Genomic DNA, 21133 nt, shown 5'->3' on the forward strand with positions numbered 1-21133 from the left:
GGCGCGCGCTTTTGCTGGCCTGCTCCGGCATGCTGGTGGGAGCCCTTGGCCTGCAAGCTACCAAGGCTTTGGCGCAGGAGTTCCCGCCCAAGAAAAACATCACCATGGTGGTGGGCTTTGTGGCGGGGGGTGCGGCCGATACGGGTGCGCGCATCATCGCCAAACGGCTGGGCGAGAACCTGGGCGTGTCGGTCACGGTCGAAAACAAGGCAGGGGCCGGTGGCAACATTGCGCACCAATTCACCGCCACCGGCCCTGCCGACGGCAGTGTGCTGCTGCTCGGCTCGGTCGGACCGCTGGCGATTGCGCCGCACATGATGAAACTGCCCTATGACCCGGTCAAGGATCTGGCGCCCTTGACGATGGCCATGAATTTTCCGAACGTGTTGGTGGTTGACCCGGGCGCGGGCATCAAGACCTTTGCCGACTTCATCGCCACCGCCCGCAAGAACCCCGGCAAGCTGACTTTTGCCTCGACCGGGCCGGGCTCAGCCTCACACCTGTCGGGCGAACTGCTCAACGACATGGCCAAGCTGGACACGGTGCACGTGCCCTACAAAGGCGGTGCAGCGGCGCTGCAAGACGTGCTGGGCGGCCGCGTCACTGGCTGGTTTGCCACGATGGCCACGGCCGCGCCCCACATCGAAGCGGGCAAACTGATCGCCTTGGCCAGCACAGGTACGCAACGGCTGGCGACGCTGCCCAAGGTGCCGACCGTGGCCGAGTCGGGCTTTCCTGGTTTCAACGCCACCAACTGGTACGCTTTTGTGGCCTCGTCCAAAGTGCCCAAACCCGTGCTGGACCGCTGGAACACCGAACTGGTCAAGGTGCTGACCACCCCCGACGTGGTCGAGCAACTCAACAAGCACGGCCTCACCCCCATGCCAGGCACCCGGGACGAGCTGGGACGCTACATGGCCAGCGAAAGCGCGATGTGGGGTCGGGTGATCCGTGAGCGCAAGATCGTGGGGGATTGAGCTGCAAAAGTCAGCGCTTGCCCCCTGTCAGTCTGGCGAAACACCCGATTGGCTACAATAGCGGGCATTACAGAGTTTGAGGTTCACCATGTCTGCTCACAACGACACACACACATCTGACGATCCCGTGGAAAACGTGGTCAAGCACATTCCCGTGGTCATTCCGGCCGCTGGTGCGGTGTTGATTTTCTTGTTGGCCTTCATCGCCGTGTTCATGGCCTGAGGCTTTGACCGTTTGCGGTGCTGGTCTTTGGGCCGCACCGTTCAGCCCAATACCCGCTACAGCTTCGGCTTGGCGGGTTTTGTTTTGGGCCGAAGATCGTGCCCGCGTGTCAATTGGCTGCGTCGCGCACGGGCATGATGTGCAAAGCCTGCGGGGCGATCAGCAACTGAACCCAACCACCGGTCTCCACTTGCAGGCGCCGCAACAAACGCGTGGTCAGGTTCAAGGTGAGGGTCTGACCGGGCAGGTCTTGCGGCGACACAGTGCACAGGCTGATTTCGCCCAGCGACAAAACCTCCAGCAACTGGCAACGCAAGCGGGTCTGCCCAGCGACGGTTTCCAAAGCTTCGCCATCGCGCAGCACATCGACCTGCTCCCCGTTCAGCACCCAGGTCACGGGTGTGTCGTCCCCGATCTTGTTTTTGTCGATCACGGCCAGATCGATGCTTTGTTCAGGCCTGGCCGCATCGGTCCAACGCAGACGGCCCCAGCCGGGCCGGTCCTTGAAAAAACGCCCTGCAAAATGGTTTTGAATGCCCACCAGTTCGGCCACCCGGGCGTTGCGCGGGCTGGCGAACACGCGGGCTGGCTCGCCCGTTTGCAGGGTTTGACCCGCGTCGACGATCACCACCCGGTCGGCCAATCGACGGGCTTCAGCCAAATCGTGCGTCACCAGCACCATGGGCACCAACACCTTTTGGCGCAAGGCGGCCAGCTCGCGGTAGAGCGTCTGGCGGGTGGGCGCGTCCACCGCAGAAAAAGGCTCGTCCAGCAACAAAACACCAGGCAAGGCTTCAGGCACCACAGCATGGGCCACCGTGGGCTTGGCCATGACGCGCACCAACGCCCGCGCCAGCGCCACGCGCTGCTGCTGGCCACCTGACAATTGAGACGGCCTGCGGCCACTCAAAGCACCCAGCCCCAGGCGTGCGAGCAAACCCTGCACGTCGTCTGGCGTCCAGCCCGGCCCAGCCGCCAGCGCCACATTGGCCTGCGCCGTCATGTGCGGAAACAGCGCGTAGTGCTGGAACACCAGACCTGCCCGGCGCGCTTGCGGGCTCAGCTGCACGCCCGCCGCTGTGTCCAGCCAAGCTTGGCCCGCCACCCGAATGTGGCCCTGCACATCGGCGGGCGTCCACAAGCCCGCGATGGCGCGCAGCATGCTGGTCTTGCCGCTGCCCGACGGCCCGACCAGCGCCACCAGTTCGCCCGCACCGCAGTCAAACTCGGCCTCCAGCCGGATCGGGCTGGCCGAGCGCAGTTGCACTTGCAGGCCGGTCATCAGCGCTCCTGCAGGGCACGACCCAGTGGGCCCACCCGGTCAAACGCCAGCACCAGGCTCAGCGCCAGCAGCGACACGCCCACCAGGGCCAACGCCATCACATGGGCCGACTGCAGGTCCATGCCCTGCACCTTGTCGTAGAGCGACACCGACAGGGTACGGGTTTCGCCCTCGATGTTGCCGCCCACCATGAGCACCACGCCAAACTCGCCCAGCGTGTGCGCCACCGTGAGCGCCATGCCGGCCAGCAAACCGGGCCAGGCCAGCGGCAATTCGATGCGCCAAAACGTCTGCCATGTCGACAGGCCCGAGACCCAGGCCGCCTCGCGCAGGCTGTGCGGCACCGCGGCAAAGGCGCGTTGAATCGGTTGCACCATGAAGGGCAGGTTGACCAAGACGCTCACCAGCAGCAGGCCCTCCAGAGTGAACACCAGCCGTATGCCCGAAGCCGCCAACCACGCGCCCAAGGCGCTGCCTTGGCCAAAGGCCACCAAGAAGTAAAAGCCAATCACCGTGGGTGGCAACAGCAAGGGCAGCAGCAGCAAAGCCTCGACCACAGGCCGCCCGGCCCAGGCCGTCACCGCCAACCAGCGGGCCAGCGCCAAGCCGACAGGCAGCAGCGCCAAGGTGGTCAAAACCGCCAAGGTCAGCGAAACGTGAAGGGCGGACCAGTCCATGGGTGGAATGTGTGAGGGTTGAATTGAAGGAGCTGTCTGGTTTTGAAGCGCCGCGCCAACTCAAAGGCCACAGCGCACCGCCTGATTATTGCGGCAAGGCATAACCATGGCGCACCCACACAGCCAGTGCCTGCGCACTGAGCAAAAAACGCTGCCAGGCCACGGCCGCCTCGCTGGCGCCCTTGAGCAAAACCATGCGCTGGTGCAAAGGCGCGTGCAAGTCGGCGGGCAAGGGCAAGACCTGCAAACTGCGGGCAATTTCGGGAGCCAGCGCCAGCGCCAGCGCGGTGATGCCCGCCTGCGCCGCGCCCGTGGCCACAAACTGGGTGGCTTGGCCGATGTGGTCACCCAGCACTTTCTGCGCTGTCGGCAACGGCCCGACACCCGAGCGGCGTAAAGCCTCCTCGGCCGCCACGCCATAAGGGGCCAGCGCCGGGTTGGCGATGGCGAACTTGTCCCCCGGCTTCAAGGCGCGCACGACCGCAGCCAGCCCCTGGTTCAAGGGCAGTGGAGAATTTTTAGGCACGATCAGCGCCAACCGACCGGTGGCGTAGCGGTATCCGGCGTCCACCGTGCGGCCCGCCTTGACCAGTTCGACCACCCGGTCTTCGTCGGCTGAAATGAACTGCTCCACCGGCAAGCCCTGCAGAATCTGCCGCGCCAGGTTGCCTGATGCGCCCAGATTCACATCAATCCGAATCCCGGTTTGTTGTAGATAAAGGCCTGTCAGGTCAGCCAGCACAAACTTCAGATTGCTGGCTGCAGCGATTTTGACGGGTCCCGAACTGCGCGTCTGTGCCCCCCATGACGTGCTCAATGGCCAGCCCAGTGCAGCCATCAAGCAAGCGCGGCGCCCTGCTTGGGGTCCAGACGCCACAAGGAGTTGCATAACGTCATGCATCTTTTGCATAGATTTAAAGGGGTTTAGAACCGATCTGACAGGCACGAAACAGGCAGTCTCCCTAAAATCGAGACCCGCTGGTTACGAAGCGGTTACCGCCGCCCTTTTCTCAATCTGTCACAGCCCCCTCAGTATCTCAGCCCCTCAGCCGTTTTTTCAAAGCCCCTGCGCAGAGGTTTTGAAAAAACGATTTTTAAACTTGGAGCCAGTCATGAACTCACCCGCAATGCAGGGCCTGAACCTGAACACACCCGCGTACGTCAAAAACGCACGGCTGATCGCCTGGGTCGCCGAAATGGCCGCACTGTGCAAGCCCGACAGCATCTGCTGGGCCGACGGCTCGCAGGAAGAATACGACCGCCTGTGCGCTGAACTGGTGGCCGCTGGCACCTTCAAGAAGCTCAACCCCGCCAAACGCGCCAACTCTTTCCTGGCCTGCACCGACCCCTCGGACGTGGCCCGCGTGGAAGACCGCACCTACATCTGCTCGGCCAAGAAAGAAGACGCCGGCCCGACCAACAACTGGATGGCCCCGGCCGAGATGCGCGCCACGCTCAACCCCCTGTTTGACGGTTGCATGAAGGGCCGCACCATGTACGTGGTGCCCTTCTCCATGGGTCCGCTGGGTTCGCACATCGCCCACATCGGGATCGAGCTGACCGACAGCGCTTACGTGGTCGTCAACCAGAAGCTGATGACCCGCATGGGCAAGGCCGTGTACGACGTGCTGGGCAGCAATGGCGAGTTCGTGCCCTGCGTGCACACCGTGGGCGCCCCGCTGGCCGCTGGTGAGAAGGACAAGACCACCTGGCCCTGCAACCCGACCACCAAGTACATCGTGCACTACCCCGAGACGCGCGAAATCTGGTCTTATGGTTCGGGCTACGGCGGCAACGCGCTGCTGGGCAAGAAGTGCTTTGCGCTGCGCATCGCCTCGACCATGGGCAAGGACGGCGGCTGGCTGGCCGAGCACATGCTGATCCTGGGCGTGACCAGCCCCGAGGGCAAGAAATACCACGTCGCGGCGGCCTTCCCCAGCGCCTGCGGCAAGACCAACTTCTCGATGCTGGTGCCGCCCAAGGCCTTTGACGGCTGGAAAGTCACCACCATCGGTGACGACATCGCCTGGATCAAGCCGCACGCCGACGGCAAGATGTACGCCATCAACCCCGAAGCCGGGTACTTTGGGGTGGCCCCCGGCACCAACATGAAGACCAACCCGAACTGCATGCTGAGCCTGCACAAGGACGTGATCTTCACCAACGTGGCCCTGACCGACGACGGCGACGTGTGGTGGGAAGGCATGGAGAAAGACACCGGCAAACTGCCCGATCACCTGATCGACTGGCAAGGCAAGGACTGGACACCCCAGATCGCCAAGGAGACCGGCGCCAAGGCCGCACACCCCAACGCCCGCTTCACCATTGCCGCCACCAACAACCCGGCCCTGGACCCGCAGTGGGACGACGCCAACGGCGTGGCCATCGACGCCATGATGTTCGGCGGCCGCCGCTCCACCACCGTGCCGCTGGTGACTGAAGCCCGCAGCTGGACCGAAGGCGTGTACATGGCCGCGACCATGGGGTCAGAGACCACCGCCGCCGCCTTTGGCGCGCAAGGCGTGGTGCGCCGCGACCCCTTCGCCATGCTGCCGTTTTGCGGCTACAACATGAGCGACTACTTCCAGCACTGGCTGGACATCGGCGCCAAGCAACAGGCCGCCGGCTTCAAGCTGCCCGCCATGTACTGCGTCAACTGGTTCCGCAAGGACGAGTCCGGTTCCTTCGTGTGGCCAGGTTACGGCGACAACATGCGCGTGCTCAAATGGATCATCGACCGCCTCGAAGGCAAGGCTCAGGGTCAGCAGACCATGTTCGGCGTGGCTCCGCAGTACGCTGAAATCAACTGGACCGGCATCGAGTTCAGCGCCGAGCAGTTCGCCAAGGTCACCAGCATCGACAAGGCCGCATGGTCCGAGGAATTCAAGCTGCACGACGAGCACTTCGCCAAGCTGGCTCAGCGCCTGCCCAAGGCACTGCTGGACACCAAGGCCGATCTGGAAAAGCGCCTGGCGGCTTAAGTTCGGTATCCCCGCGCAGGCGGGGGGCTCGCCATGAATTCATGGATGCCCGATCGAGTCGGGCATGACATCTCATGAATGCCGGGTCCGCATGCTTGGATGTCTCGCCCGTACCCTTGAATGTCAACCCCCTAGATGTCATACCCGCGCATGCGGGCATCCATGGTGAACGAAGGCAGAGACATGCCACCATGTCTGGCGACAGATAAGACAGCGACATGGTCTGACAAACGCCCCGGCCGCGAACCGGTGCGTTTTGACGTGACGGCACAATCAACGCACTTATGCTTTTGCTCAACACCCCTGAATCCCGCGAACGCCGGGCCCTTTGGCTGCTCTGGATCACACCGGCCCTGTGGTCCGTCAATTACATCGTGGCCCGCACCGCACCCGGGGTGGTGGAGCCGCACATGCTGGCGCTGGGGCGGTGGGCGCTGGCGGGTTTGATCCTGGGCTTCATTGCACGCAGTGAGCTCTGGCGCGAACGCCGCAGCAGCCTGCGGGTGGCTTGGCAATACCTGGTGCTGGGCGCTTTGGGCATGCTGATTTGCGGGGCCTGGGTTTACCTGGGCGCACAGACCACCACCGCCATGAACATCGCGTTGATTTACGCCGCCTCACCGGTACTGATCGCACTCGGTGCCGTGCTGTGGCTGGGCGAACGGTTTTCCTGGCGACAAGGCTTGGGCGTGCTGGTGGCCATGGCGGGCGTTTTCCATGTGGTGGTCAAGGGGCAATGGGCGGCGCTGGGCCAAGTGCAATGGGTGGCGGGTGACGGCTGGATTGTGGTCGCCATGATCGCTTGGGCAGGCTTTTCTTTGCTGCAAAAAAAATGGCCCTCGCCTTTGGGTGCCACTGCGCGGCTGGCCACGATTTGCATGGGCGGCGTGTTGGTGCTTTTGCCTTTTGCAGCCTGGGAATGGCGGCAAGCCGAAACACCCCCGTGGAGCATGCAAGCCACCTGGCTGGTGGTGGGTGCCGGGCTGGTGCCCGGCGTCGGGGCTTACTGGGCTTATGGGTTTTGCCAGAAGGTGCTGGGCGCCAGCCGCGTGGCAGCCAGCTTGTACCTGGGGCCGCTGTATGGCGGCTTGACCGCCTGGGTGGTGCTGGGCGAATCTCTGGGATGGCACCACGTCATGGGCGCGGGCCTGATCTTGCCCGGCATCTACCTGGCCTCACGCCAAGCCCCCGCCAGCCCGGAGATCTGACGCCGCTTGGCGCTCCACAAGCGCGGGTCTTTGCGGACTGCCGGCACAAAAAAGCCTCCCGAAGGAGGCTGTTGGGTTCTGGGCATCATCGCCCCTGGCAGAAGCCTCAGATGTAATACATGCGGCTGTTGACCATGCGGGCAGCGCGGCGGCTCATGTAAGTGGTCAAGTCGGCGGCTGGGGCAGAAGTGTTTTCGGCGCGGTCCATGGCCGTTTGCAGCTCGGTCATCAGGCGGCTGTCGGTTTGGGCCATGGCCCACAGTCGCTGGTCCGCACGGTTGCGCGCCAAGTTGGCCGACCAGGTGTCCAGATTCGCCATCACGGCCTGCGCCAACAGACGGCTCACGCCGCGCAAGGCGGCAATGGCGACCACCGCCACGGCCCAAAGCGCCATCCAGGCCGCGATCACATGTGTTTCGGCCCAGTCGTCAATCAGGTGGTCGGTCACCACCACCAAAGCCGCAACGCCAGCGGCGAGCATCCAGGTGGCCAGGGTTTTGGTCGAGGTTGTGGGTGCTGACGGTGCAGCAGAGGGGGCGGGCATTTGGCCCAAGACAGATTTAGAAGTGGTCGTGTTCATTTTGAGTTCCCTTGATTTGATTTTGTATGCTTTGGCAATCCAAACCAGCAAAACCATGACCCGAATCATAGGGTTTTTACTCATGCGATTCAACTTTATATTCATGATGTTCATCATTCATAATCGTGATATGTCACCGGTATTTGCATGAACTCCCCCATCCCGGCCTCATTTCGCACGCTCGACCTGAATTTGCTCCGAATTTTTGACGAGGTCATGGCCGAACGCAGTCTGACAAGGGCTGCACGCAACCTCTCGCTGACCCAGCCCGCCGTGAGCAACGCCTTGCGTCGCTTGCGCGATGCACTGGGCGACGAACTGGTACGCCGCCACGGGCACGGCATTGAACCCACCCCACGCGCCTTGGTGCTGTGGCCCAGCGTGCGGGAAGCGCTGCGCCAGCTGCAAGAAGCCATCGTGCCCCAAACGTTTGTCCCCCAAGAGGCCAGCAGCACCTTCATCCTGGCCATGGCCGACGCCACGGCAGCAGAACTGATGGGCGGGCTGGCCCGTCAAATCCAGTCCGAGGCGCCGGGCGTCTCGCTGCGGGTGGTGCCGCTGACCACGCGGGACCCCCGCAGTCTGCTCAGCGATGGTGCGGCCGACATGGCACTGGGCTACTTTCCCGCTGTGCTGACCGACTTGACCGGGCGCGCACAAGCGGGTGAAGCCGTGTCCTTTGAACACCAGCGCCTGTATGCCGGTGAATATGTGTGCGTGATGCGACAAGGCCACCCACTGGCCAAGCAGCCCATGACACTGGACAGGTATTGCGCCGCCCGGCACCTGTTGGTGAGTTTTTCAGGTCGGCCCTATGGCTTTGTCGACGAAGCGCTGGCCACGATTGGTCGACAGCGCCGCATCGTGATGACGGTGAACCAGTTTTTCACCGCCGGGCAGGTGGTGGTCAACTCCGACCTGCTCACCGTGCTGCCGCGACACTTTGTACCGACCACCGGCATGGGCGATCAGTTGCTGCTGCGTGAGCTGCCGCTGGACGTGCCCCCCGTGCATGTCGAGGCTTTGTGGCATCGGCGGCTGCAACACGACGGCGCGCACCAATGGCTGCGTGAGCAGCTGCTGCAAGTGGCGAAAGCGGCTTTCGACACCGAAGCCACGGGGGTAATGGCATGAACATCCAGCTCCTGTCGGACCTGCATCTGGAGTCCAACCCCGGCTTCATGCCCACGCCCGCGCCGGGTGCCGATGTGCTGGTGCTGGCCGGTGACATCGGCTCGTACCAAACCGGCTCGGCACTGGCCGCGTCCGGCGATGGCGACTTTGGCCTGGCGCGGTTTTCGCCGCTGCACGGCTGGCCGACGCCCGTGCTGTTTGTGCCCGGCAACCACGAATACGACGGCCTGGACTTTGACCAAGCCCACGCCCGTTTGCAGGGCACCTGCCAGCGCTTGGGCATCACCTGGCTGGAGCGCGAGGTGCTGGAGCTGGGCGGTGTGCGTTTTGTCGGCACCACGCTGTGGACCGATTTCGATGCGCTGGGGCCGCTGGCAGGCCAGACCTTGCCAGACCCCACATCTGCCAAATTTCCGGCCCACTTTCACCATCCCAACAGCCAGTACACACGCCAGCTCAAGGCACGTGAGAAGGCTTTTCGGGCGGCCAACTATTACCTGCGCAAAACCCTGACCACACGCCGTGGCGAGCCCTGGCTGGCCGAGGGCCTGCGCGAGCAGGCCCTGCAATGCCAAGTCTGGTTGAGCCAGGCCTTGGCCCAGCCGTTTGACGGACCCACCGTGGTCATCACGCACTTTGCGCCCAGCCTGCACAGCGCTGATCCGCGTTACGGCCACGTGCCGGGCACGGCCGGTTTTTGCAATGCACTGGACCACTTGCTGCCACATGCCCAGTTGTGGCTGCACGGCCATTTGCATTGCGCCAGCGACTACACCCAACACGGCTGCCGCGTGGTGGCCAATCCGCTGGGTTATGCGCACAAAAACGAGCAGCTGCAATTCCAGCCTGGCTGCCTGCTCGCACTCTGAATGAATGCCAGATCACATGGGGTCACACACGCCCCGGCATCCCGTCAAATTTCATGACCCAAGTCAAGACAGGGCTCTGAGGCTGCGGTTAAAGTCAAGACTTCTTTGATCCGCAACAGGAGACCTTCATGAAAATCTTATTGGCCGTTGATGGCAGCGAATACACCAAAAAAATGCTGGCCTACCTGACCACGCATGACGAACTGTTCAGCGCGAACAACAGCTACACCCTGCTGACGGTGAATCCACAACTGCCCCCCCGTGCGCGCGCAGCCGTGGGCAAAGAAGTGGTCGACGCCTACCAACGTGAAGAAGCCGAAAAAGTGCTCGGCCCGGTCACCAAGTTCCTGTTGCGTCACGGCATCGACGCCAAGACCGTGGCCAAGGTGGGCCATGCGGGCGAGACCATTTCCAAGACCGCCGACAGCGGCAAGTTTGACCTGGTGGTGATGGGCTCACACGGCCACGGCACGCTGGGCAACCTGGTCATGGGCTCGGTCGCCACCCAGGTGCTGGCACATTGCAAAGTGCCCGTGCTGTTGGTGCGCTGAGCATTGGGGTATCAGCCCGGCCCTTAGCCAGCATTCGCGAGCAGGGGCTCGCTCCCACCGGGAAAAGCGAACCTCAAACTCAGCGGGCGCTCAGGCCGTCGAAACAGGTGCTCATCACCAGGTCGAGGATTTGTTCGTCGGTGTGCTGCTCGCCCATTTTGAGGAACTCCAGCACCGGATCGCAGGCCCGTGCAAACAGGGTGTAGAGCACAGCCACCGCAGGCAAGGCTTGGTTGATCTGACCTTGCGCCTGGGCTTTTTCAATCCAGCCGCCCAGCGCATCGCTGACTTCCATCAAGCCATCCATGTAGTCCTTGCTGGCCATCAAGGTGGCCCGCAGGCTGGAATTCTGGCTGGGCAAGGAAGGCATCAGGCCTTGCAGTTTGAGGGTCATCGTCCAGCGGGTCACCGCCTTGAGCTTGTCGATGGCCGCCTGTTCGGCAGGCAAAGTCGAGATGAACTCTTGCGCCTTGCGCATGGCCGTCACCATGGCCGCGCAGGCCAGCTCTTCCTTGCTGGTGAAGTGCTTGTACAGACTGGCCTTGGCAATGCCCACCTCGGCCGCCACTTCGTCCACCGTCATCGCGTCAAAGCCTTTTTCGGCCAGCAATCGGTTGACCGACTGGATGATGGCCGTCTCTCGGGCGGCGAGCATCTGGACCTTGAAGGATTTTTTGGGCGGTGTACGGGCTTCTGTATTCATCGGCGGATTCTAGCCCGGCAGACCAAAAAAAGACCCTGCGGTCATCCCTAAGCCTGTTCAATTCAAACCGCGAGAGTCCCGTTTATCCACACGGGCCGGTGGGCGTCAGGCTTTTTGCAAGCCTGGCACCCCCGCGCGAACAACCCACTGCCCCTGCGAGCGAAAAACCCCGTCCGCCTGGGCCGGGTTGGGGGTGGTTCTGAACTCTGCCGCCACGCCCTCGGGCCGCACATCCAGCACGGTGTAACCGCGTTCGTCCGAGCGGGCATGCAAGATGTCCGGGTTGCTCTCGCGGATTTGGGCCAACAACTTCTCACCTAGACCGCGTGAGGTGACCGATGTGGTCACGATCTCGCTGGCCACCACAGGCGAGCGCTCGTCGTTGGCTTGCACGCGCAATTGGGCTGCCACGTTCATGTGCACATCGCCGCCCAACAGCACCACATTGGACACCCCTGCCTGCGCCACCGTGCCGAGCAGTCTGGCCCGGGCTTGCGGGTAGCCGTCCCAGCCATCGGTGAAGGCACTGCGCCCCAAAGGCGTGTTGACGCCACTCGAACTCATTTGTGTGGACTGCGCCACCAGTTTCCAGCGCCGGGTGCTACGCGTCAGGCCCTCGGTCAACCATTGCTCTTGCGCCGCGCCCAGCATGCTGCGCGCCGGATCGCTCAGGGCATCACAACCCACCACCACCCGACCACCGCCCCGGTTCGGGTCCAGACAGGCCTGGTGGTCGCGGTACTGGCGGCAATCGAGTGTCCACAGATCGGCCAGTTTGCCCCAAGCCATGCGGTCATGGATGCGCATTTGGCTGCCGTTGACCGGGTCTGGCCCCAGGCGCAGCGGCATGTGCTCAAAATAAGCCTGGTAAGCCGCCGCGCGGCGGCGCAAAAACACCTGCGGATCGGTGAACTGGCGATCGAGGTCGTTGGCGTAATCGTTGACCACTTCGTGGTCGTCCCAGGTCATGACCCAAGTGTGCGCGGCGTGGCAGGCTTGCAAATCCGCGTCGGTCTTGTATTGCGCGTGACGCTCCCGGTATTCCTCCAGCAACTTGGGCACCCCCCCTTGGTGCTTGCGCAACATGTACTGGGGGTTGGAGCTTTCGTAAATGTAGTCCCCCACAAACAGCACCAAGTCCAGATCGCTTTGGGCCATCTCGCGGTGGGCGGCAAAAAACCCCTGCTCGTAATGCTGGCAAGAGGCCAGGCCCATGCGCAAGCGTGCCACGGCCTCCTCGGCAGCAGGGCTGGTGCGTGCACGGCCCACCGGGCTGATGGCGTTGCCGCAGACAAAGCGGTACCAATAAGGCCGCCCGGGCTGCAAACCACTGGCCAGCACATGCACGCTGTGGCCACGGCTGGCATCGGTCTGCACGCGCCACTGGCGCACAGGCTGGCGCAATGCCGCATCGGCAAACACCTCGCACACGACGGGCACGCTTTGGCTCTTCAGCGCCGCATCGGCCTCGCTGATGCGAAGGCGCGTCCACAGCACCACGCTGCCCGGCTGGGGCTGCCCGCTGGCCACCCCCAAACCGAAGGGGTCCACTTGCCAGCGCAGCCCGTTGCCCGAAGGCGAGCCCTGCAACAACTGCGCTTGGGCGGCGGCGCTCAACCAGGGCATCAAGGCCAGGGCCAAGGCCCGGCGGTGCACATCACGGCGGGAAACAAGGGGGCGGTTCATGTCTGCAAAGCGTTCAGGGCGGGATGACCAAAATTCAGCAGGCATGTTAACCGGGGCGCTTCGGCTGGCCTGCGCCAGTGGCCGCTTGCCAAGCGGTGACAGGCAGGCACGCCAGACGGCGGCACAATGAACGGCATGACCCCGCCCGAAAAAATCCGCAAAGACCACCTGGACACCCTGGCCGTGAGCATGCTGCTGGTCTGCTGCATGTTCTGGGGGTTTCAGCAGGTCCTGGTCAAGGCCACGGTGGCCGAATTGCCGCCCGTGTTCCAGTCCGCAGTGCGCGGCGTGGGGGCCACGCTGCTGCTGTGGCTGTGGTGCCAATGGCGCGGGGTGCGCCTGTTTGCACGCGACGGCAGCCTGTGGGCCGGTTTGCTGGTGGGCTGCCTGTTTGCTGCGGAGTTTGCTTTCATCTACATCGGCCTGCAGCACACCTCGGCCTCGCGGCTGACGGTGTTTTTGTACACCTCGCCCTTTTGGGTCGCGGCGCTGGTGCCTTTGTTCATCCGCACCGAGCGGCTGCGCCCTGTGCAATGGCTGGGCATGGCCTGCGCGTTTGCCGCCGTGGTGTTTGCCTTGCGCGAAGGTTTTGGCGGCGGCGGTGCCACGGGCGACCTGATGGGCCTGGCGGCCGGAGCCTTGTGGGGCCTGACCACCGTGGCCATCCGGGCAGCCAACCTGACGCGTCTGGCCGCCGAAAAACTGCTGTTTTACCAACTGGCCGTCAGCACCGTGGTGCTGGTCTTGCTGTCACACCTGATGGGTGAGCCCTGGGGCGGTGACTGGAGCCACTTTGCCATCGGCTCGGTGGCCCTGCAAACCGTGGTGGGCGCATTCGCCAGCTACCTGGCCTGGATGTGGATGCTGGGCCACTACCCGGCCACCAAAATTTCCGCCTTTGTGTTTTTGACGCCGCTGTTCGCGCTGCTTTTCGGCATGCTCTGGCTGGGCGAAGCCGTAACCATGACGCTGGCGCTGTCCTTGGCGCTGGTGGCGGTCGGCATCGTGTTGGTCAACCGCAAACCTGGCTGAGCGCGGCATGGGTTTTTCGCTCTGTCAGCCGTACCCGCCCGATCTGTCATTCCCGCGAAGGCGGGAATCCATCTTCCTTTCCCCATCGGTAAAAAAACCTCACACCAATTCCACCCCTTGAACCTCCTTTCTGAAAGACACGCATGACCTACCAAGCCCTCCAAATTGAAAAAGACGACGCCGGTTACCGCTGCACCCTGCAAACGCTGGATGACAGCGCCTTGCCCGAAGGTGACGTGACCGTACAGGTCGACTATTCCACCGTCAATTACAAAGACGGCTTGGCGATCACCGGCAAATCGCCCGTGGTGCGCAAGTTCCCGCTCACGCCCGGCATCGACCTGGCGGGCACGGTGACCGACAGCCAGCACCCGCTGTTCAAAGTGGGTGACCCAGTCGTGCTCAACGGCTGGGGCGTGGGCGAAAGCCACAGCGGCGGTCTGGCGCAAAAGGCACGCCTGAAAGGCGACTGGCTGGTCAAGCTGCCCGCCGCCTTCACCCCGCGCCAGGCCATGGCCATTGGCACGGCCGGCTACACCGCCATGCTGTGCGTGATGGCGCTGCAAAAGCACGGCGTCACGCCAGACAAGGGCGACATGTTGGTCACGGGCGCGGGCGGCGGCGTGGGCAGCGTGGCGATTGCGCTGCTGGCCAAGCTGGGTTACCGCGTGGTGGCCAGCACCGGCCGCCTGCAAGAAGCCGACTACCTGCGCCAGCTGGGCGCGGCCGACGTGATGGACCGGGCCGAACTGTCGGCGCCCGGCAAACCGCTGGCCAAAGAGCGCTGGGCCGGCGTGGTCGACACCGTGGGCAGCCACACCCTGGCCAACGCCTGCGCCAGCACCAAGTATGGCGGCGTGGTCACCGCCTGCGGCCTGGCCCAAGGCATGGACTTTCCGTCGAGCGTGGCGCCCTTCATCCTGCGCGGCGTGACCTTGGTCGGCATCGACAGCGTGATGGCCCCGCGTGCCGTGCGCGAAGCGGCCTGGGCACGCCTGGCCCAAGACCTGGACACATCGCAGCTGGAGCACATGACCCGCGAAGTGGGTTTGGCCGACGCGATTGGCTTGGGCGCGGAGATTTTGGCGGGGCAGGTGCGTGGGCGGGTGGTGGTGAACGTCAACCGCTGAAAGACCCTGAGGATTGTCAGCATGTCACCGATAATCACGCCTTCTGATTTCCAACGGCTTGCACCTTCGCAGGCCCTCTTCCCGGAGCAAACATGAGCACTTTCCAAACCACCGGCGCACGCGCCACGGGCCTGGCCACCATCGCCGCCGACGGCACCGTGCTGGACACCTGGTTCCCGGCCCCCGAACTGGCAGGCGATGTGGCCGCCAGCGGCAGCACCCGCCTGACCCAGGCCGAAGCCGTGGCCGCTTTGGGCGCTGACGTGGCCCAGGCCCTGGCCCCTTGCGCCGTGCGCAACGTGACCGTGGTGGCCGTGCGCACCGAAATCAAAAGCCTGGCCGACGCACCCGCCGACACCCACGACGCTTACCTGCGCCTGCACCTGCTGAGCCACCGCCTGGTTTTGCCGCACGGTGCCAACGTGACCGGCATCTTTGGTCTGCTGCCCAACGTGGCCTGGACCAATTTCGGCCCCTGCGCCCTGGCCGATGTGCCTGCCGCCCGCCTGAAAGCCCGTGGCACCGGCCGCGTGCTGGAGGTCAAGGGGCTGGACAAATTCCCGCAGATGACCGACTACGTGATCCCCTCGGGCGTGCGCATTGCCAACGCCGACCGCGTGCGCCTGGGCGCGCACCTGGCCAGCGGCACCACCGTCATGCACGAAGGCTTTTGCAACTTCAACGCGGGCACCTTGGGCGCCAGCATGGTCGAAGGCCGCATCAGCGCGGGCGTGGTGGTCGATGACGCCAGCGACATCGGCGGCGGCGCGTCCATCATGGGCACGCTGTCGGGCGGCGGCAAGGAAGTCATCAAGGTCGGCAAGCGCTGCCTGCTGGGCGCGAACGCCGGCATCGGCATCTCGCTGGGCGACGACTGCGTGGTCGAAGCCGGCTGCTACATCACCGGCGGCAGCCGAGTGCAGCTGCCCGACGGCAGCGTGATCAAAGCCAAGGAACTGTCCGGCAAAAACGGCATCCTGTTCCGCCGCGATTCACAGTCCGGCGCCTTGCACGCCATTCCGCGCAACAAGAGCTGGGGCGAGTTGAACGCCGAGTTGCACAAGAACTGATGCCATGCGCCGAGGCCTGCCCTTGAACTGGAAGTTGACCGCTATGGGCAGCTTTTTGCTGCCTGTGGTAATGGTGCTTCTGCGCCAACTGTGGCCAGATATTTCATGGGGCTTTCTCTTGCTGTTTGGCTTGCAAGTGATGCTGTTGCTGGCGGCACTGCACTTGGTGGTGACCAGCATCTGGGGGCCTGGAAGCCATTGGAATTTGCCCAGCCCGTCGGGCCATTCACAGCGCCGCATCTTTGTGAAAAGAGGGGCTCTCATGGCCAATTTACAAGCCATGCCGCGCCGTGTCAAAGCGGTCGTTCAAGCGCCGCTTGGGCGTTTTTTGAAACGCAAAGCCCCTTGATACCGGGCACCGAGCTTGCCCCACTGCACCACGAATTCAAAGCCCCTGAACCAGCGCCCCGTTGATTCGGGCCAATTCACGGAATTCAGCACTGATGCGGCCATCACCCGCTGCGCTTTGCCAGAATTGGATCGCCAGCGTCCGCGCATGCGGCCAGACACTCAGGGTGTCCGCATTGGGACGTGGCAGTTGGCGGGTCCAATCGCGCACCACCACCTCGCCCGCCACAGGGGCATAAAACATGGGCAACATGTCGTAGGCCGGGGCCAACTGCCAACGGTGCTGGTGCAACAACAGTGAGACATTGCCGTGGTGGCGGTCGGTGTTGGCGATCAAGGCGCCAAAGGCGTCGAGCAGGCACAGCGTCTGGATGTCGGCAGCGCTCAGGCTTTCAGTGCCTGCGCGACCGGTCTGCATGGCCGTCGCCGCCCACTGGGAACCGATGCCGATGTAGTGCGCGTCGTACATCTCCAGCGACACCATGCCCACACGGCCCTGGGGAGTGCGGTCAAAACGACGACTCTGCAAAAAGACGCGGCCACCGGCCTGCACGATGTCGGTCTGCGCAGCGGCAATGCCTGCGGCTTGCAGCGTTTGAAGGGCCAATGCCTCGCAAACCAGCAGGTCGCGCCAGCGCTGGTCGGCCGGGGCGTCACCTGCGGGCGAGAACTTGACCAGCACGGGCACGCCATCCGTCACCGCGCAAAACTTCGGCTGCTCGCCACCTGCGCTGGAACCCGGAGCTGCGCTGCCCAGGGCTTGCAGCGCCAAGCGAGGATAGTCCTGCTCTGGGTAACTGACCACGGGGGCGGCGCTGCGACTGGGCGGCAGGGCCAGATAGCGGTCAAGCGAAGCCGCACCCACCAGCAGGTTGCCGGGCAGGTCTTCGCCTGCACGCACCAGCGCGAGCAGGATGTGGTCGTCGCTCCAATGCGCCAGATGCGGGGGCAGGGCCAGTTCAGCATGCGCCTGCGCAAAGGCGCGGCCCAGAAAGCCTTGGGGCCGGGTGTCCATCAAGAACCAAGGCAGGCTGGGGTGATACGCGCTTTGGCCGTGGGCCTTGTCGGCTTCGTCCATCCAGAAGCCGCCACCGGCCAGTGGGTAGAGCGTGCCAAAGCGTTGCAGCTCACCACTGGGCAGCACCTGATGCATCAGCACCTGCCGCCCTACGCCAGGCACATCACGCGGCAGCAAATAGCGTTGCGCCCTGGCCGCCCCCACCTTCACCACCTGCCCCGACGCCAGCAAGGGCGCCAACAGGCGCGACACCGTGGGTTGGCTCACGCCCAGCTGCGCCTGCAGCTCAGGGCTGCTGGCGTGGCCGTTGTGACGGCGCAAGGCGGAGATCAGGGCTTCGGTGGTCATTGAATGGATATCTGAATAGATATGCTGATAGTACAGACATTCTAAGCTGTTGTCATTCAACGATTTTTTAATATTTTCGCTTGTCTAACGCTTTTCCCGTGAATGGTTACAGATGATGCGAGATCCCAGGTTTTCCATCCCGCGGCCAGTTCACGCCTTGGCCAAATGCCGTTTGGCCAGATCCACATACCAGTCCAGACACCCCGGGTTGGCCATGGCGTCCTTGTTGACCACCTTTTCCAGCGGCTGGCCCAGCATGAGCTTCTTGATCGGCAACTCCTGCTTTTTGCCGGACAGGGTGCGCGGGATCTCGGCCACCTGGAAGATGTCGTTCGGGATGAAGCGCGGGCTGAGTGCCACTTTGATGGCGTTGTTGAGCTTGGCCTTGAGCGCGTCGTCGAGCGTGGTGCCCGGGCGCAGCACCACAAACAGCGGCATGTAGCTTTCCTTGCCCAGGTACTCCAGGTCCACCACCATCGAGTCCATGACTTCGGGCAGGGCTTCGACGGCGCTGTACAGCTCGCTGGTGCCCATGCGCAGGCCGTGGCGGTTGATGGTGGCGTCGCTTCGGCCAAAGATCACGCAGCCTTCGCCCTGGCCCTGTGCATCCCCGATGCGCAACCAGTCACCGTGCCGCCAGACGCCGCCCATGCTGGCCGGGCCGTCGCCACCGCCGGGTTTACGGCCGTGGCCAGCAGGGTACATCTCGAAATAACTGGCGAGATAGCGGGCGTTGTCCTTGTCGTTCCAGAAATACAGCGGCATGGACGGAATCGGCTGGGTACAGACCAGCTCGCCCACTTCGCCCAGCACGGGCTCGCCCGCTTCGTTCCAGGCCTCGACCGCGCAGCCGAGTTCGCGGCACTGCATCACGCCAGGCTCTTGCGGCAGCTCGCGATGGCCACCCACAAAGGCGCCCGCAAAGTCGGTACCGCCCGAAATGTTGCACCACCAGATGTCGGAGCCAATGGCCTTGAACTGCTCCACCCCCCAGGTTTGGGTGTCGGCCGACAAGGGCGAGCCGGTGGTGCCCAGCGCACGCACCCGCGACAAATCGCCACAACGCGAAATGTCCAAACCGGCTTTGTGGCAGTTGGCAAAGTAGGCCGCGCCTGCCCCAAAAAACGTGACTTTTTCCTGCGCCGCCATGCGCCACAAAATGCCCCAGTCGGGCTTGTCTTTGCTGCCGCCGGGGTTGCCGTCGTAGATCACGCAGGTCACGCCATTGAGCAAGCCCGCCACCTGCGCGTTCCACATGACCCAGCCGGTGGAGCTGTACCAATGAAAACGCTCGCCCCAGCTGTTGGCGTGGTAGCTGCAGCCGATGTCGTTGTGCAAAATCTTGTTGGCCAAGGCCACGATCACGGTGCCGCCGTGGCCGTGCACGATGGGCTTGGGCAGACCGGTGGTGCCGCTCGAATAGACGATCCACAGCGGGTGGTCAAACGGCAGCCACATCGGCTCGAAGGCCTGCACCTCGGCGTCCTCACGCGCGGTGATGGCCGACATCTGCACGCTGCTGCCCACATCGCAGTTGGTCAGATCCAGTGTGCCCAGGTTGTCGTGAATGATGACGTGCTGCACGCTGGGCAAAGCATCGCGCAGCTCCTGCACCACACCCATGCGGTCAAAGTCGCGCCCGCCGTAACTCACGCCATCGACTGCAATCAGCACCTTGGGCTCGATCTGTTTGAAGCGGTCGAGCACGGCGTTGGTGCCCATGTCGGGCGCGCAAATGCTCCACACACCGCCCACGCTGGCGGTGGCCAAAAACGCCACCATGGCTTCGGGAATGTTGGGCAAATACGCCGCCACCCTGTCCCCCGGCTGCACGCCCTGGGCCTGCAGGTGCAGCGCCATGGCAGCCACCTGGCGGCGCAATTCAGGCCAGCTCATCTCACGGCGCAGGCCTTTTTCGTTGTGGCTGATGACCGCCAAAAACCCGGCCTCGTGCGCGGGCTGCACATGCCTCAGCACCTGATGCGCGTAGTTGGTCTGGGCTCCGGGAAACCACTTGGCGCCCGGCATGACGTTGTTGGCCAGCACCGCGGTGTGTGGCGTGGGCGACTGGAATTCAAAATAATCCCAGATGCTTTGCCAGAACGCATCCAGCTCGGTGACCGACCAGCGCCAAAGGTCGTTGTAAGTGGCAAAGCTCAGGCCGCGCTCATCGCGCAGCCAGTTTTGATACAAGCGAATTTGAGGCAGATGAGGCGCGGGAGCGGAGAGATGGTTCACATTTTTCATGGCTTGCAGCGTAGCAGCGCCTGCGCTGCGCTGTCACGCGCAACAACCCTGAACCGTACACCTAGGTGACAGCGTGGGCCGGGTTTAACCGGGCACCGTTTCGCAGCGGCCCTGACCCGTGGCCTGACCGCGAAAATCGCTTTGCCACTGCTGCGCCACCAGATCGATCTGGATGCGCTCGTTGTCGATCGCGGTCATCACGCCACCGGGCAGCAGCGAAAAACCATACGGCTCGACACCATCGATGCGCAGGCGGCGAACGGCTTTTTTGTCCCAATCGATGCGCACTTCGCGCACCCAGGTGCTGCGCTGCGGCAAATAGGCCACAGCGCAACTGAGCACCACCGACGACGGCGCGGCGATGGCGGGGCCCGCCGCGGCCAGGCACAAGGCAGCCCACCCCACAACGCGTGCCAGCCTGCGCACGATGTCAGGCCTTGTCTTGGGCCATGCGCTGGCTTTTCCAGTACACATCGTCGCCGCCATTCATGCGGTTGAGCACACGGGCCAGCACAAACATCAGGTCCGACAGACGGTTGAGGTATTGGCGCGGGGTTTCGTTGATGGCCTCTTCGTTGCCCAGTGCCACACAAGCGCGTTCGGCGCGGCGGGCCACAGTGCGGCACACATGGGCTTGTGCCGCGCCACGGGTGCCTGCGGGCAAGATGAATTCTTCAAGCTTGGGCAGTTGGGCGTTGTACTTTTCAAGGGCGGCGTCGAGTGCCGCCACGGCCTCTTCTTTCAACAACTCAAAGCCGGGAATCGACAGCTCGCCCCCCAGATTGAACAGCTGGTGCTGCACCTCTACCAGCACCTCGCGCACGTCAGCGGCCATGTCCTCGCACAGCAACACACCGATGTGGGAGTTCAGTTCGTCCACCTCGCCCATGGCGTGCACGCGCAAGCTGTTTTTAGACACGCGCTGGTTGTTGCCCAGCCCCGTGGTGCCGTTGTCCCCGGTGCGGGTGGCGATTTGTGTGAGTCGGTTGCCCATGGTGTTGCTCTCTTTTTTGTTCGCTCAAGCCTGCAGGGTCTGGAAAAAGCCCACAAAGGCGCACGCCTGCAAAGG

Annotated in this window: 21 protein-coding genes; 11 read left to right on the forward strand and 10 right to left on the reverse strand. The window is 63.6% G+C overall.

Features of this window, described 5'->3' with window-relative positions; translation table 11 throughout:
• Positions 1 to 29: 29 nt before the first annotated feature.
• Both ACZ5RT_RS14915 and ACZ5RT_RS14920 read left to right on the forward strand, forming a co-directional pair.
• The gene (locus ACZ5RT_RS14915; protein WP_464452977.1) at positions 30 to 977 is read left to right on the forward strand and encodes a Bug family tripartite tricarboxylate transporter substrate binding protein; all 948 of its coding nucleotides are present in this window, start codon (positions 30 to 32) and stop codon (positions 975 to 977) included.
• Between the two features lie 88 nt (positions 978 to 1065).
• Positions 1066 to 1200: a hypothetical protein gene (locus tag ACZ5RT_RS14920; protein ID WP_255417455.1), complete on the forward strand. Its 135-nt coding sequence runs from the start codon at positions 1066 to 1068 to the stop codon at positions 1198 to 1200.
• Positions 1201 to 1309: 109 nt separating this feature from the next.
• Here ACZ5RT_RS14920 and ACZ5RT_RS14925 read toward each other — a convergent pair whose 3' ends face one another.
• The 3 genes from ACZ5RT_RS14925 to modA all read right to left on the reverse strand — a co-directional run bounded on the left by ACZ5RT_RS14925 (position 1310) and on the right by modA (position 3976).
• Positions 1310 to 2482, reverse strand: coding sequence for an ABC transporter ATP-binding protein (locus tag ACZ5RT_RS14925; protein ID WP_464452978.1), 1173 nt, complete (start codon positions 2480 to 2482; stop codon positions 1310 to 1312).
• Entirely contained in the window at positions 2482 to 3159 is a 678-nt protein-coding gene (gene modB, locus ACZ5RT_RS14930) for a molybdate ABC transporter permease subunit (protein ID WP_424374390.1), read from the reverse strand. The genes ACZ5RT_RS14925 and modB overlap by 1 nt, the downstream gene beginning before the upstream one ends.
• Positions 3160 to 3244: 85 nt before the next feature.
• Positions 3245 to 3976 (reverse strand): molybdate ABC transporter substrate-binding protein, encoded by a 732-nt coding sequence (gene modA, locus ACZ5RT_RS14935; RefSeq protein WP_464452979.1) that lies wholly within the window; start codon positions 3974 to 3976, stop codon positions 3245 to 3247.
• A 295-nt stretch (positions 3977 to 4271) separates the two neighbouring features.
• Between modA and ACZ5RT_RS14940 the strand changes: the two genes are divergently transcribed.
• Together ACZ5RT_RS14940 and ACZ5RT_RS14945 are read left to right on the forward strand one after the other, a co-directional pair.
• On the forward strand, positions 4272 to 6140 hold the full coding sequence (locus ACZ5RT_RS14940) for a phosphoenolpyruvate carboxykinase (GTP) (RefSeq protein ID WP_464452980.1): 1869 nt from the start codon (positions 4272 to 4274) through the stop codon (positions 6138 to 6140).
• 284 nt (positions 6141 to 6424) lie between these two features.
• Positions 6425 to 7348: a DMT family transporter gene (locus ACZ5RT_RS14945; RefSeq protein WP_464452981.1), complete on the forward strand. Its 924-nt coding sequence runs from the start codon at positions 6425 to 6427 to the stop codon at positions 7346 to 7348.
• A 106-nt stretch (positions 7349 to 7454) separates the two neighbouring features.
• Here the strand turns inward: ACZ5RT_RS14945 and ACZ5RT_RS14950 are convergent, their stop codons facing one another.
• Positions 7455 to 7928, reverse strand: a complete 474-nt coding sequence (locus ACZ5RT_RS14950; protein WP_291940581.1) for a hypothetical protein — start codon at positions 7926 to 7928, stop codon at positions 7455 to 7457.
• A 147-nt stretch (positions 7929 to 8075) separates the two neighbouring features.
• On the opposite strand from ACZ5RT_RS14950, the gene ACZ5RT_RS14955 reads away from it, so the two are divergent.
• The 3 genes from ACZ5RT_RS14955 (at position 8076) to ACZ5RT_RS14965 (ending at position 10482) form a co-directional block, all read left to right on the forward strand.
• Positions 8076 to 9062, forward strand: coding sequence for a LysR family transcriptional regulator (locus tag ACZ5RT_RS14955; RefSeq protein WP_464452982.1), 987 nt, complete (start codon positions 8076 to 8078; stop codon positions 9060 to 9062).
• A complete protein-coding gene (locus ACZ5RT_RS14960; RefSeq protein WP_464452983.1) occupies positions 9059 to 9931 on the forward strand; it encodes a metallophosphoesterase in 873 nt (290 codons plus the stop codon). The genes ACZ5RT_RS14955 and ACZ5RT_RS14960 overlap by 4 nt, the downstream gene beginning before the upstream one ends.
• A gap of 128 nt (positions 9932 to 10059) precedes the next feature.
• Positions 10060 to 10482: a universal stress protein gene (locus tag ACZ5RT_RS14965; protein WP_108428650.1), complete on the forward strand. Its 423-nt coding sequence runs from the start codon at positions 10060 to 10062 to the stop codon at positions 10480 to 10482.
• Between the two features lie 79 nt (positions 10483 to 10561).
• Here ACZ5RT_RS14965 and ACZ5RT_RS14970 read toward each other — a convergent pair whose 3' ends face one another.
• Positions 10562 to 11185 (reverse strand): TetR/AcrR family transcriptional regulator, encoded by a 624-nt coding sequence (locus tag ACZ5RT_RS14970; protein WP_464452984.1) that lies wholly within the window; start codon positions 11183 to 11185, stop codon positions 10562 to 10564.
• A 105-nt stretch (positions 11186 to 11290) separates the two neighbouring features.
• Positions 11291 to 12871 carry an alkaline phosphatase D family protein gene (locus ACZ5RT_RS14975; RefSeq protein ID WP_422170039.1) on the reverse strand — a complete coding sequence of 527 codons (1581 nt, stop codon included), beginning with the start codon at positions 12869 to 12871 and terminating at the stop codon, positions 11291 to 11293.
• A gap of 126 nt (positions 12872 to 12997) precedes the next feature.
• On the opposite strand from ACZ5RT_RS14975, the gene ACZ5RT_RS14980 reads away from it, so the two are divergent.
• The 4 genes from ACZ5RT_RS14980 (at position 12998) to ACZ5RT_RS14995 (ending at position 16452) form a co-directional block, all read left to right on the forward strand.
• The gene (locus ACZ5RT_RS14980; protein WP_464452985.1) at positions 12998 to 13903 is read left to right on the forward strand and encodes a DMT family transporter; all 906 of its coding nucleotides are present in this window, start codon (positions 12998 to 13000) and stop codon (positions 13901 to 13903) included.
• A 143-nt stretch (positions 13904 to 14046) separates the two neighbouring features.
• Positions 14047 to 15033, forward strand: a complete 987-nt coding sequence (gene acuI, locus ACZ5RT_RS14985) for an acrylyl-CoA reductase (NADPH) (RefSeq protein ID WP_464452986.1) — start codon at positions 14047 to 14049, stop codon at positions 15031 to 15033.
• A 92-nt stretch (positions 15034 to 15125) separates the two neighbouring features.
• On the forward strand, positions 15126 to 16103 hold the full coding sequence (gene dapD / locus ACZ5RT_RS14990) for a 2,3,4,5-tetrahydropyridine-2,6-dicarboxylate N-succinyltransferase (RefSeq protein ID WP_464452987.1): 978 nt from the start codon (positions 15126 to 15128) through the stop codon (positions 16101 to 16103).
• Between the two features lie 43 nt (positions 16104 to 16146).
• On the forward strand, positions 16147 to 16452 hold the full coding sequence (locus ACZ5RT_RS14995; RefSeq protein ID WP_464452988.1) for a hypothetical protein: 306 nt from the start codon (positions 16147 to 16149) through the stop codon (positions 16450 to 16452).
• A 36-nt stretch (positions 16453 to 16488) separates the two neighbouring features.
• Here the strand turns inward: ACZ5RT_RS14995 and yjjJ are convergent, their stop codons facing one another.
• From yjjJ to ACZ5RT_RS15015, 4 genes are all read right to left on the reverse strand, one after another.
• Positions 16489 to 17817 (reverse strand): type II toxin-antitoxin system HipA family toxin YjjJ, encoded by a 1329-nt coding sequence (gene yjjJ, locus ACZ5RT_RS15000; protein WP_464452989.1) that lies wholly within the window; start codon positions 17815 to 17817, stop codon positions 16489 to 16491.
• A gap of 150 nt (positions 17818 to 17967) precedes the next feature.
• Positions 17968 to 20064: an acetoacetate--CoA ligase gene (locus ACZ5RT_RS15005; RefSeq protein WP_464452990.1), complete on the reverse strand. Its 2097-nt coding sequence runs from the start codon at positions 20062 to 20064 to the stop codon at positions 17968 to 17970.
• A gap of 84 nt (positions 20065 to 20148) precedes the next feature.
• A complete protein-coding gene (locus tag ACZ5RT_RS15010) occupies positions 20149 to 20490 on the reverse strand; it encodes a hypothetical protein (protein ID WP_416559902.1) in 342 nt (113 codons plus the stop codon).
• A 4-nt stretch (positions 20491 to 20494) separates the two neighbouring features.
• Positions 20495 to 21058 carry a cob(I)yrinic acid a,c-diamide adenosyltransferase gene (locus tag ACZ5RT_RS15015; RefSeq protein ID WP_291929510.1) on the reverse strand — a complete coding sequence of 188 codons (564 nt, stop codon included), beginning with the start codon at positions 21056 to 21058 and terminating at the stop codon, positions 20495 to 20497.
• Between the last annotated feature and the right edge of the window lie 75 nt (positions 21059 to 21133).

Source organism: Limnohabitans sp. TEGF003, from assembly GCF_055395455.1.